This is a genomic window from Rhodococcus gordoniae (genome assembly GCF_001646655.1).
Taxonomy (GTDB): domain Bacteria; phylum Actinomycetota; class Actinomycetes; order Mycobacteriales; family Mycobacteriaceae; genus Rhodococcus; species Rhodococcus gordoniae.
Map to the genome: position 1 here is coordinate 61781 of NZ_LPZN01000017.1, position 12521 is coordinate 74301.

8 protein-coding genes are annotated in these 12521 nt (G+C 65.5%); 7 read left to right on the forward strand and 1 reads right to left on the reverse strand.

Annotated features, from left to right (window positions below):
* Nucleotides 1-48: 48 nt before the first annotated feature.
* From A8G18_RS09590 to A8G18_RS09620, 7 genes are all read left to right on the forward strand, one after another.
* On the forward strand, nt 49-3180 hold the full coding sequence (locus A8G18_RS09590; RefSeq protein WP_245207822.1) for a bifunctional cytochrome P450/NADPH--P450 reductase: 3132 nt from the start codon (nt 49-51) through the stop codon (nt 3178-3180).
* Between the two features lie 398 nt (nt 3181-3578).
* Nucleotides 3579-3677, forward strand: a complete 99-nt coding sequence (kdpF, locus tag A8G18_RS09595; protein WP_024100290.1) for a K(+)-transporting ATPase subunit F — start codon at nt 3579-3581, stop codon at nt 3675-3677.
* A 7-nt stretch (nt 3678-3684) separates the two neighbouring features.
* Nucleotides 3685-5385, forward strand: a complete 1701-nt coding sequence (gene kdpA / locus A8G18_RS09600) for a potassium-transporting ATPase subunit KdpA (RefSeq protein ID WP_064063694.1) — start codon at nt 3685-3687, stop codon at nt 5383-5385.
* Nucleotides 5382-7478 (forward strand): potassium-transporting ATPase subunit KdpB, encoded by a 2097-nt coding sequence (gene kdpB / locus A8G18_RS09605; RefSeq protein ID WP_064063695.1) that lies wholly within the window; start codon nt 5382-5384, stop codon nt 7476-7478. The genes kdpA and kdpB overlap by 4 nt, the downstream gene beginning before the upstream one ends.
* Nucleotides 7479-7483: 5 nt before the next feature.
* Complete coding sequence (locus tag A8G18_RS09610; protein WP_064063789.1) at nt 7484-8143, forward strand: potassium-transporting ATPase subunit C; 660 nt, start codon at nt 7484-7486, stop codon at nt 8141-8143.
* A 7-nt stretch (nt 8144-8150) separates the two neighbouring features.
* A complete protein-coding gene (locus A8G18_RS09615) occupies nt 8151-10682 on the forward strand; it encodes a sensor histidine kinase (RefSeq protein ID WP_064063790.1) in 2532 nt (843 codons plus the stop codon).
* A complete protein-coding gene (locus tag A8G18_RS09620) occupies nt 10679-11359 on the forward strand; it encodes a response regulator (RefSeq protein ID WP_016934561.1) in 681 nt (226 codons plus the stop codon). The genes A8G18_RS09615 and A8G18_RS09620 overlap by 4 nt, the downstream gene beginning before the upstream one ends.
* Before the next feature lie 525 nt (nt 11360-11884).
* Here the strand turns inward: A8G18_RS09620 and A8G18_RS09625 are convergent.
* Nucleotides 11885-12457 carry a peroxidase-related enzyme gene (locus A8G18_RS09625; RefSeq protein ID WP_064063696.1) on the reverse strand — a complete coding sequence of 191 codons (573 nt, stop codon included), beginning with the start codon at nt 12455-12457 and terminating at the stop codon, nt 11885-11887.
* Between the last annotated feature and the right edge of the window lie 64 nt (nt 12458-12521).

Genomic DNA, 12521 nt, shown 5'->3' on the forward strand with positions numbered 1-12521 from the left:
ATGGCTGGTGGTGGTACAGTCCCCCGCCCCGGCCCGAAGGAGTCTTCCGTGTCCGCGACTCGCTCCGTCCCCAGCCTGCGAGGAGTGCCCATCCTCGGCAACGCCCTCCAGCTTGCCGGCGACGTACCCACCGACTTCCTGGTAGAAGCGGCCCAGGAGCATCCCGAGGGCATCTTTCAGGTGGACATCCTGGGTCACCGGGCGATGTTCGTCTACGATCCCGACCTCGTTGCCGAGGTCTGCGACGAGACACGGTTCTACAAGAGCATCGCGCCACCACTGTCGCTCGTGCGCGACTTCACCGGCGACGGATTGTTCACTGCACGCGGCAACGAACCGGTTTGGGGTCAGGCACACCGCATCCTGATGCCCGCATTCGGACAGCGGTCCATGAAGGCCTACTTCGCGGAGATGCTCGAGGTCGCCGAAGCCCTGACCGCATCCTGGGCTCGGAGGGAAGGCGAAGACCTGCCCGTCGCCGACGACATGACTCGTCTGACCTTGGACACCATTGCGCTCACCGGCTTCGGCTTCCGATTCGAATCCTTCACCTCCCCACAACTTCATCCCTTCCTTCAAGCGATGAGCAACGCCTTGACCGAAGCCATGGTCCGCGCTCGGCAGCCCCGACTGGTTACCAGAATGCGCACCACACGCGACGAGACCTACCGAGCCGACATCCGTGTCATGCAGGAACTGGTGGACGAAGTCATCCGCCGGCGCCGCGGACGCGACCACGCCGGTAGAACAGACCTTCTCGGTTTGATGCTCGACGCCACCGACCCCCGAACCGGGCAGGCGTTGCCCGACGAGAACATCCGCAATCAGGTGCTGACCTTCCTCATTGCCGGACACGAGACGACCAGTGGACTGCTCTCCTTCGCCCTGTACAACCTGCTGCGCAACCCCCATGCGCTCGCCCAGGCGTACCGCGAGGTCGACCGGCTGCTTCCCGACGGCACCGCGCCGACATACGAAGCGATCATGAAACTGGACGTGATCCCCCGGGTGCTGGAGGAAACGCTCCGAATCTGGTCACCCATCCCCGGCATCATCCTCGAGCCGTTCTCCGACACCGAGATCGGCCACTATCCGATCCGCAAAGGTCAACAGATCTTCGTGTTGCTGCCGGCCCTGCACCGCCACCCGAAGGCGTGGGACAGGCCGGACGATTTCGACATCGACAGGTGGCTTCCCGAACGCAGAAACGCGCACCATCCCGCAGCATACAAACCGTTCGGAAACGGCGAACGCGCCTGTATAGGACGCCAGTTCGCTCTCACCGAAGCCAGGCTGGCTCTCGCGCTGATCCTGCAACAGTTCGCGATCGGTGATCCGCGTGCCTACCGAATGAAGCTCAAGCAGACCCTCACTCTCAAACCGGACGGTTTCACCGTCCGCGTCCGGAAACGCCGGCCTCATGAACGGGCCACCGAGCACACGCCTGTCGCGGCGACAACCCCCGAGGAACCGATCGACGCGGTCTCCGCCGGTACCGTCCTGACGATCGCGTACGGTTCCAACTTCGGCACCTGCGCCGATATCTCCGAACGGCTCGCCGAGCGGGCAGACCGATCCGGTTTCGACGTTCGCGTGATCACCCTCGACGAACTTGCTGCCGAACCGCCCCGTGAGGGGATTCTCGCCGTGATCGCCGCCAGCTACAACGGCCGAGCACCCGACAATGCCCAACTCTTCGATGCCTGTGACGAACTGCCGTCCCTGCACGGCATACGGCTCGCGTTGCTCGGCTGCGGCGACACTCAGTGGCCCACCTACCAGGCCTTTCCTCGACGGGCCTACGCCAAGCTGACCGCGGCGGGAGCGGTGCCTCTGGTCGACCGGGGCGAGGCCGACGCAGCCGGTGATTTCGACGGTGGTGTCAGCGCGTGGACCACTGCACTGTGGGAAGCGCTGGCCGCCGAGTACGGCACAGCTGCCGATGCCGGCGGTAGCCGTTACCGAGTGGACGTTCTCACAGAATCCGACACACGTCCCGAGGTGCTCTCCGCGGCGTCCGTCCCGCTGACCGTGGTCGAGAACCACGAACTCACCGGTGATCCTGCCGGGCTCTGGGACTTCTCGCGTGAGGCACCCCGTCCCGGGGTGCGTTCGATCGTTGCCGCACTTCCCGACGGTGTCACCTATGCCGCAGGTGATCACCTCGCTGTCGTTGCCCGGAATGATCCCGAACAGGTGCAGCGGGCACTACGCGTTCTCCGAATCCTCCGCGGCCAGGTGGTGCGGTTACGTGCCCGAGGAACCACCCACCTGCCGATAGGCAGGCCGGTCACGGTGGGGCTGTTGTTGAGCGAATTCGTCGAACTGCAGGAGCCTGCCACACGCTCCGATCTCGAGACGCTGACCGCCTACACCTCCTGCCCGCATACCCGCGGGCAATTGAGGGCACTCGCCCACGCCTACGCCGAGGAGATTCTGGCCAAGCACGTGTGCGTGACCGATCTACTGGAATGGTTCCCTTCGATCACGCTGCCGCTGGCGGTCTTTCTGGAAACTACCGGACCGATCCGTCCGCGTTATTACTCGATCTCGTCGTCACCGTCGGCGAGGCCGGGTCATGTCCGGCTCACCGTCGGGCTGGTGGAAGGTGCCGCGTGGTCGGGCACGGGCCGGTACCGAGGCACGTGCTCTGCCTACCTGGCAGATCTGACACCCGGAGAGATCTTCTACGGTCATGTCCGCACGCCCATACCGTCGTTCCGTTTACCCGCCGATCCGACGACCCCGGTGATTCTGATCGGCCCCGGAACCGGTATCGCACCGTTGAGGGGTTTCCTGGAAGAGCGCGCCCACACCGCCTCGACAGGACCGATCGAGCTGTTCACCGGTTGCCGTCACCCGAAGCACGACCGGCTCTACGGCGACGAACTCGACACCTGGCACGAAGCCGGCCGGGTGCGGGTGCACACGGCCTACTCCGCGCTGCCCGGCCATCCGATCCGTTACGTCCAGCACGCCGTGGCTGCCGAAGCCGACCGCATCTGGGACCTACTCGAACAAGGGGCACATATCTACATCTGTGGAGACGGACTGCGCATGGCACCGGCTGTCCGACAAGCGTTGGCACAGATCTACGCCGACCGGACGGGCGACGACGGAGAAGTTCGGCTGCGCCGCCTCGAGACCGAAGGGCGCTACCATCAGGACATCTTTGCCTGACACCACACGCGATCGACCGAAGGCGGCAGCTGCACATCGCCGGCAATGGCTGCACAGCTGAACGATTCACTCGTCTTCCCGGACCGGACCGTGCACGCGCACCGCTTCGATCGTTCACCGGTCGGGCAGTTGCCTCCGACCCGGGCGGCGCTCCCCCGGAGGAGCAGAGCCGATATCAGGATCCCGTATGGATATCGCCGGAGAGCATCAGGATTTCGTAAGGATCCGGCCGAACCGGTTCGGTGGGTGCCAGCGTGTGATGCGGGTGCCGACCGGCGCCTGTTCGTGTCGACGGCAAGGGAAGACGATATGACCGACACCGCATACGTGGTGCTGATCTTGATGGGGTTCTCGGTGTGCGTCCTGGTGCTGCGGGCTCTGTACGTGCGCGGTGAGAGATGACCTGGACGGGTGTGGCGAGCGTCGCGCTCGTCGTGCTTGCGGCGGCACTGGTGGTGTACCTGCTGAGCGCACTGCTCGATCCGGAGAGGTTCTGACGGTCCGATGAATCCTGCTGTGGCCGCGGGACTGCAGATCGCTTTGGTCGTCGCAGTCCTGGCTTTGACCTATGTTCCGCTCGGTGACTATATGGCGAGGGTCTACACGACCGATCTCGCCCTGCGATGGAAGGACTTTCGAGTCGAGTCCCTGATGTACCGACTGTGCCGGATCGATCCCCGCGCCGAACAGACCTGGTACGGATACGCCGCGAGCGTGCTCGGCTTCTCGCTGGCGAGTGCGCTCTTCCTCTACGCGCTGCAGCGCCTTCAAGGTGTCCTGCCGCTCGACCACGGTCTGGGAGCGGTGAGTCCGGCAGTCGCATTCAATACCGCCGTCTCCTTCGTCACCAACACCAACTGGCAGTCCTACGTTCCCGAGACGACGATGAGCCCGATGACCCAATCTGTCGGTCTCGCGGTACAGAATTTCGTGTCCGCAGCCGTCGGTATGGCCGTGGCGGTTGCGTTGATTCGCGGCCTGGTGCGTGTCGGAGGTGGCGGTGAGATCGGCAACTTCTGGGTGGACCTGACCCGTGGGACCGTGCGGATCCTGCTGCCGCTGGCGTTCGTCATCGCACTGATCCTGTTGTCCCAGGGAGTAATCCAGTCGTATCGCAGTGGGTTCACCGCCACCGGCCTGGACGGGAACACGGTCACCACAGCACTGGCGCCGGTCGCTTCGCAGGAGGCCATCAAGGAACTGGGCACCAACGGCGGTGGCATCCTCGCCGCCAACTCTGCACACCCGTTCGAAAACCCCACCCCGATCAGCAACATCGTCGAGATTCTCGCGATCCTTCTGATTCCGGTCGCATTGACCCGCACCTTCGGCACGATGATCGGCAACCGCCGACAAGGCCTGACTGTCCTTGCCGTGATGGCCCTGCTCTACACCACCGTGCTGGCAGTGACGATGGCGGCCGAATCCGGCACTCGCGGCGTGGCTGCGAATGCCGCCGGCGCGATGATGGAGGGCAAGGAGGTGCGCTTCGGGATTCCCGGTTCGGTGCTGTTCGCCGTGACGACCACAGGAACGAGCACGGGCGCGGTGAACTCCGCACACGACAGCATGTCCCCGCTCGGCGGCGGTGCCGTGCTGCTGAACATGCTGCTCGGCGAGATCGCGCCGGGTGGAGTGGGAACCGGCTTGTACGGCATCCTCGTCCTGTCGGTCATCGCCGTGTTCGTCGGCGGTCTGCTCGTCGGCCGTACCCCCGAGTTCCTCGGCAAGAAGCTGCGCAGACGAGAAATCACCCTGGCCGCGCTGGCGGTGCTGGTAATGCCTGCGCTGGTGCTCACCGGCACCGGGATCACAGTGATCCTCTCGTCCACGACCGGATACCTCGGCAACTCGGGTGACCCGGGCACACCCGGCGCGATCCACGGCTTCACCGAGGTGCTCTATGCCTACGCGTCCGCGTCGAACAACAACGGCAGCGCCTTCGGTGGCCTCACCGCGACGAGCGACTGGCTTCAATCCTCCCTCGGGATGTGCATGCTGTTCGGGCGGTTCCTGCCGATCCTGTTCGTCCTCGCCCTGGCCGGGTCGTTCGCCACACAGCGACGCGTCCCGTCCGGTTCGGGGACCCTTCCCACCGCCGGCGTCGCATTCGCCGGTCTGCTCACCGGCACGACGGTGCTTGTCGCGGCCTTGACCTTCTTCCCCGCCCTCGCCCTGGGCCCGATCGCAGAGGCACTGCAGTGACTGTAGATGTTCGTCCGGAGCGGGAGACCGCCTCCACCCGGCCACACCGTGTCGGCAGCGGGGTGTTCACCACCCGCGAGCTGGTGACGTCGTTGCCCGGCGCGATACGCAAGCTCGACCCCCGACATGTGGCGCGCAATCCGGTCATGTTCGTCGTACTGGTCGGTTCGGTGGTGGCCACCGCTGCGGCCGCGGCCGAAGGCAGTCTGTTCGCCTGGTCGATCGCGGCGTGGCTGTGGTTCACCGTGCTGTTCGCCAACCTCGCCGAGTCGGTCGCCGAAGGGCGGGGCAAGGCACAAGCAGCGAGCCTCCGAAAAGTCAAGCAGGACACCATCGCTCGCCGCCTCACAGGTCGCGGCACCGAGGAATCCGTCTCGACCACCGAACTGCACGTGGGTGATCTCGTCGTCGTGGAGAGCGGGCAGACGATTCCCGGTGACGGGGATGTGATCGACGGTATCGCCACAGTCGACGAATCGGCGATCACCGGGGAATCCGCACCGGTGATCCGGGAATCCGGTGGGGACCGGTGCGCGGTCACCGGTGGTACCACCGTGCTCTCCGACCGCATCGTCGTGCGGATCACCGCCGCACCCGGACAGACATTCGTGGACCGGATGATCGCTCTCGTCGAAGGCGCCGCCCGGCAGAAGACCCCCAACGAGATCGCCCTGAACATCCTGCTCGCCGCGTTGACGATCGTGTTCTTGCTCGCGGTCGTCGCGATCGGGCCGATGAGTGCGTACGCCGGGGTCGAGCAAGGACCGGTCGAACTGGTCGCACTGCTGGTGTGCTTGATCCCCACCACCATCGGCGCGCTGTTGTCCGCGATCGGCATCGCCGGGATGGACCGGCTCGTCCAACGCAACGTCCTGGCCAAGTCCGGCCGTGCTGTCGAAGCCGCCGGGGACATCGACACGCTGTTGCTGGACAAGACCGGCACCATCACCTACGGCAACCGTCGCGCCACCGCATTACACCCCGCCCCCGGCGTCACGGACGTCGAAGCCGCTTCGGCCGCGCGACTGTCGAGTCTGGCCGACGGCACACCCGAGGGTCGCAGCATCGTCGAACTGTGTGCCGAGCGGTACCACCTCGATCCGAGCCCGTCCGGCAACGAGGGGTCCGCGGAGTTCGTCGCATTCACGGCGCACACCCGGATGAGCGGGCTCGACATGACCGGTGACGCCGGGAGCCCCGTCCGCATCCGCAAAGGCGCCGCCGACGCCCTCATCCGCTGGGTGGACGAGCACGGTGGGTCGACACCGCCGGAGGTGACCGTCGTCGTCGACAGAATCGCCCGTGACGGCGGGACTCCGCTGGTGATCGCCCGAGCCGATGATCGCAGCGCATCGGTACTCGGCGTCATCGAATTGACCGACGTGGTCAAACCCGGCATGGCACAGCGGTTCGCCCAACTGCGGGCAATGGGCATCCGCACGGTGATGATCACCGGCGACAACCCTCTCACCGCCAAGGCCATCGCGTCCGAGGCCGGGGTCGACGACTTTCTCGCCGAAGCCACGCCGGAGGACAAGCTGGCATTGATCCGAGCGGAGCAGCACGGTGGTCGCCTCGTCGCGATGACCGGCGACGGGACCAACGACGCACCGGCCCTCGCTCAGGCAGATGTGGGGGTAGCGATGAATACCGGAACCTCGGCAGCCAAGGAAGCCGGGAACATGGTCGATCTCGACTCCGACCCGACGAAGTTGATCGAGGTCGTGGAGATCGGCAAACAGTTGCTCATCACGCGCGGGGCCCTGACCACTTTCTCGCTGGCCAACGACCTGGCCAAGTACTTCGCGATCCTGCCGGCCCTCTTCAGCGGGATCTATCCGCAACTGGCAGGGCTGAACATCATGGGTCTTGCCACACCGCAATCCGCGATCCTCTCGGCGGTGATCTTCAATGCGTTGGTGATCGTGGCGCTGATCCCTCTTGCCCTGAAGGGGGTGCGCTACCGACCGGCGAGCGCGTCATCGCTGCTCAGCCGCAATCTGCTGATCTACGGTCTCGGCGGGGTGATCACGCCGTTCGTCGGGATCTGGTCGATCGATCTCGTGGTGCGTCTTGTTCCGGGAATGGGGTGATCGTGATGCGATCGTTCGGCTTCATCACAGGCGTAGTGCGAGCGGCTCGGGTGGGACTGCTGATGCTCGTCGCTCTGAGCGTGATCGTGGGCGTGGCCTACCCGGCCGCAGTATGGGCACTCGGACGACTGGGATCCGTCAACGCCGAGGGGTCGCCCCTGACGGATGCGAACGGATGCGTGGTCGGCAGCAAGCTGATCGGTGTGGACCCACAGGTCCCCGCGGGCGAGCCGGATCCCTTCTTCCACCTTCGGACGGTGGGATCCGTCGCCGCCGATGACGCCTTCGCCCCGGGCGACCCGGCCGCTGCGCTCCCGTCGAACCAGGGCCCGAGCAGTGAGATCCTCGCCCGCTTCGTCGAGGAACGACGCGCGGTGATCGCAGCGCGGGAGAACGTGACACCGCACTCGATACCGGTCGACGCGGTCACGGGCTCCGGATCCGGCATCGATCCGCACATCTCCCCTGGCTATGCGGCCTTGCAAGCGCCCCGGGTAGCGCGGGTCACCGGCCTCGCCGAAGAACAGGTCCGCGACCTCGTCGCCGCGCACACCGAGGGCCGACAACTCGGATTTCTCGGGGTCGAACGAGTCGACGTACCCGAGTTGAACGTCGCCCTGGGACTGACTGCACCCGACTGCGACCAGGTTTCCTCGGGTGGATGATGGCATCGTGACCAGTACTGCGCCCAACACATCTCGACCGCTGCGGCGGGGACGGCTGCGAATCTATCTCGGAGCCGCCCCCGGCGCGGGCAAGACGTTCGCGATGCTCGGTGAAGCGCATCGGCGACTGGTCCGAGGCACCGATGTGGTGGTGGCGATCGTGGACACCCACGGCCGGGCTCGCACCGCCGAGCAGCTGGCCGGTCTCGAAATCGTCCCTCCGCGGCGACGCACCTATCGCGGCACGGAATTCGAAGAGCTCGACCTCGATGCCGTACTCGCCCGCCGGCCTGCGGTCGCCCTGGTCGACGAGCTCGCCCACACCAATGCTCCGGGCAGCCGTCACCCGAAGCGATGGCAGGACGTCGAAGAATTGCTCGACGCAGGCATCGACGTACTGTCCACCGTGAACATCCAGCACCTCGAATCCCTCAACGACGTCGTCGAGCAGATCACCGGTGTGGTCCAGCGCGAGACCGTCCCCGACGATGTGGTGCGCCGCGCCGAGCAGGTCGAACTGGTCGACATCACCCCCCAGGCGCTCCAGCGACGCCTCGCACACGGCAACGTGTATGCCGCCGAGAAGATCGATGCCGCCCTGCGCAACTACTTCCGCGAGGGCAACCTGACCGCCCTGCGCGAAATCGCCCTGCTCTGGCTCGCAGACCAGGTCGACGTCGCTCTGGCCAAGTACCGCGGCGACCATGCCATCACCGCCACCTGGGAGGCCCGCGAACGGGTCGTCGCGGCCGTCACCGGCGGACCCGAATCCGAAACACTGGTCCGGCGCGCCAGCCGAATCGCCGGCCGGGCCGGCGCCGAACTGATGGTCGTGCACGTCGTACGCGGCGACGGACTGACCGGTGTTTCGGCGCCACAGATGACGAAGGTCCGAACCGTGGCAGAGAGTGTGGGAGCGAGCGTGCACAGCGTCGTCGGCGACGACGTACCCACCACACTGCTCGACTTCGCGCGCGAGGTGAACGCCACCCAGCTGGTGATCGGTACATCCCGCCGCTCGCGATGGGCACGCATCCTCGACGAGGGGATCAGCTCGGCGGTCGTGCGCGACTCGGGCAGGATCGACGTGCACATGGTCACCCACGAACACACGAGCCGCGCACCGAAGATGGCACTGCTGGGCCGCCACGACCACCGTCTGCAGTCCTGGATCGCAGCGGTCCTCATCCCCCTTGTCGCCACCGCCCTGATGGCCGGACTGGACCGACTGTCCGGAGTGGCCGGCCAGAACGCGTTGTTCTTCGTGGTCATCCTCGTCGTCGCACTGTTCGGTGGCGTCGGCCCGGCCATCGTTGCGGCCCTGCTGTCGGGACTGCTGCTCAATTTCTTCTTCACCGAGCCGCGTTACAGCTTCACCATCGCCGAGCCGGACAATTTCGTCACCACCGTTGTCCTTCTCGTCGTTGCGGTGGCCGTCGCCGCATTGGTCGACGCCGCCTCCGCCCGGGCGCGCGAGGCCCGGCTCGCTTCCCAGGAAGCCGAGTTGCTCGCCTCGTTCGCCGGCGCCGTGCTGCGGGGTGCCGATCTTCCCCAGTTACTCGAGAAGGTCCGGGAAACGTACACCCAGGACGGTGTCAGTCTCCTTCGCAGTGACCGTAATTCACCCCAGGTGCTGGGGACGGCCGGGGCGGCACCACCGATGTCCCTGCACACCGCCGACACCGCCTGCGAGGTCGACGACAGCGCCTATGCTCTCCTACTCGCCGGACCACAACTGCGTGCGCATGACCGGCGGATTCTCACCGCTGTGGCCGGACAGGCCGCCGCGCTGGTACGGCAGCAAGAACTCGCCGCAGAAGCCTCCCATGCGTCGTCTCTGGCCGAAACCGATCGTCTACGGCGACTGTTGCTCTCTGCGGTGAGCCACGATCTGCGAACCCCGTTGGCTGCCATCAAAGCCTCGGCCTCCAGCCTGCGCAGCACCGATATCGAGTTCTCCCCCGAGGACACCGCGGAACTGCTCGCGACCATCGAGGAATCCACCGATCAGCTCACCGCTCTGGTATCGAACCTGCTCGACTCGTCCCGGCTCGCAGCCGGAGTCATCACTCCCGTGGTGACTCCGGTCTACCTCGACGAGGTGATCCATCGAGCCCTCCTCACCCTGACGAACGGAGAGTCGGAGCTCTCCCGCACAATCCGTGAACGCATTCACATCGACGTCGGTGAGACCACGGTCGCTGCAGACGGCGCACTGCTCGAACGGGTCGTGGCCAACCTTCTCGACAACGCACTGCGCTATGCCCCCACCGGCCCGATCCGCGTCGAATCCATCACCTCCGACGGCCGCACGGTCCTCACCATCGCCGACACCGGCCCCGGCCTTCACCACAAGGACACCGATACCTTTCCCCGGGCAGGAGATCACCGTGCCACCGGCGGCGCCGGACTCGGTCTGACCGTCGCCCGCGGATTCGTCGAGGTCATGGGTGGAAATCTCACTACCACCGACACGCCCGGCGGCGGCACCACCATGGTCGTCGACCTCGCCGCCGCACCGGTCGAGGTCCGCCCGTGACCCGCATCCTCGTCGTCGACGACGACCCCCAACTCCTTCGCGCGTTACGCATCAACCTCGCTGCCCGCGGATACGAAGTGCACACTGCTGCCGACGGACGTACCGCTCTTCGTGCCGCCGCACACCAACAACCCGACGTGATCGTGCTCGACCTGGGTCTGCCCGATCTCGACGGCATCGAAGTCCTTGCGGGTCTCCACGGTTGGTGCTCTGCCCCGGTCATCGTCCTCTCCGCCCGTACCGACGCCGCCGACAAGGTCGCCGCCCTCGATACCGGAGCCGACGACTACGTCACCAAGCCTTTCGGGATGGAAGAGTTTCTCGCCCGGATCCGAGCTGCCGCCCGACGGGCCAGCGCCTCCCCGGCTCCTTCCACCCCCGTGGTGGAAACCGACGCCTTCACCGTCGACCTGGCGGCGAAGAAAGTCACCCGGGACGGTACCGACGTCCACCTCACCCCCACCGAATGGGGACTGCTCGAAATCCTGGTCGCTCACCGCGGCACACTCGTCAGCCACCGCGAACTGCTGAGCGAATTGTGGGGACCGTCCTACCTCACTCAAACCCATTACCTACGCGTCTATCTCGCTCAACTGCGCCACAAGCTCGAACCGGACCCCGCCCACCCACGCTATCTGCTTACCGAACCCGGACGCGGATACCGTTTCGAGCCGTGAACGTAGTAACCACACTGCTGGGCGTTCGTCCACACTTTCCTCGATCGCGGGGGCGAGCAGGTCCTGCTGGAAGGACGGAGCCGCGACGTGCCGTGCGGGATATACCTTGATCTCGACCTTTCTCATCCCGCTACCGAGTGCGAAGCGGCGCAGCCACAACTCCTCGGCCCAGAGTCGAGCGGTACGCAGGGCAGGGCAGGATGTCACCTGCTCCTACGTCGGTCCCTACACCGACAACCCCGTGTGTGTGTGGGGGGGTGGTCGTGCTTCCGGTCGCGGTCTCGAATGGTCTGTGCGATGCCCCCATGGTCGCCGCAAGGTGCGGGTACTTCTCAGCGAGCGGGGCCGGGCATCGCACTCGGCACTGGCACCACGCATCCGTGAAGTCGAAAGGACCTCTTCGGAAGAGGCGCCGAATGCCTTCGCATCCAAAGTAATACGACAGGGGCCCTACACAACGCGTCGGCGCGGTTTCTGCCATGGAACCGAGTTCGAAACCGAGGACTTCCTCGACGGGCGTGCCCGTCAAGCCCGAGGTGTGCGTCCCATCGTGTAGAACTCGACGTTGGGCATCATCCCCGTCACGCTCGCCATGCGGTTACTCAACCCGAAGAACGCGGTGATCGCCGTGATGTCCCATGCATCCTCATCGGTGAGGCCGTGTGCGTGCAGGGCTTCGAAGTCGTCATCGCAGATCTCGTGCGAACGCGCGTTGACCTTGGTAGCGAAATCGAGCATCGCACGTTGACGTGGCGTGATGTCGGCGAGGAGATAATTCGTTGCGACCTGCTCGGCGACAGTCGGTTTCTTCTCGTAGACGCGGAGAATCGCTCCGTGTGCGACGACGCAGTACAGACATTTGTTCGCAGCGGAGATGGTCGTCACGATCATCTCGCGATCACCCTTCGTCAGTCCCGATTCCTCGCGCAGCATGATCGCGTCGTGATACGCGAAGAACGCTCGCCACTCGGCGGGACGACGCGCGAAAGCCAGGAACACGTTCGGCACGAACCCCGACTTGTCCTGTACCTCGAGGATGCGCTCGACGATGTCCTCGGGCAGATCCGCGAGTTCGGGGAGCGGGTAGCGTTCACTCATAGCCAGAAAGTTAATCATAATTAACCGAACTTTCAAGTGTCGCCTTTCGCAATCCGGGCAGGCG

Coding starts and splice junctions, on each gene's coding strand:
- kdpF (WP_024100290.1), top strand. CDS start 3,579: ATGACCTGGACGGGTGTGGCGAGCGTCGCGCTCGTCGTGCTTGCGGCG.
- kdpA (WP_064063694.1), top strand. CDS start 3,685: ATGAATCCTGCTGTGGCCGCGGGACTGCAGATCGCTTTGGTCGTCGCA.
- A8G18_RS09610 (WP_064063789.1), top strand. CDS start 7,484: ATGCGATCGTTCGGCTTCATCACAGGCGTAGTGCGAGCGGCTCGGGTG.
- A8G18_RS09625 (WP_064063696.1), bottom strand. CDS start 12,457: ATGAGTGAACGCTACCCGCTCCCCGAACTCGCGGATCTGCCCGAGGAC.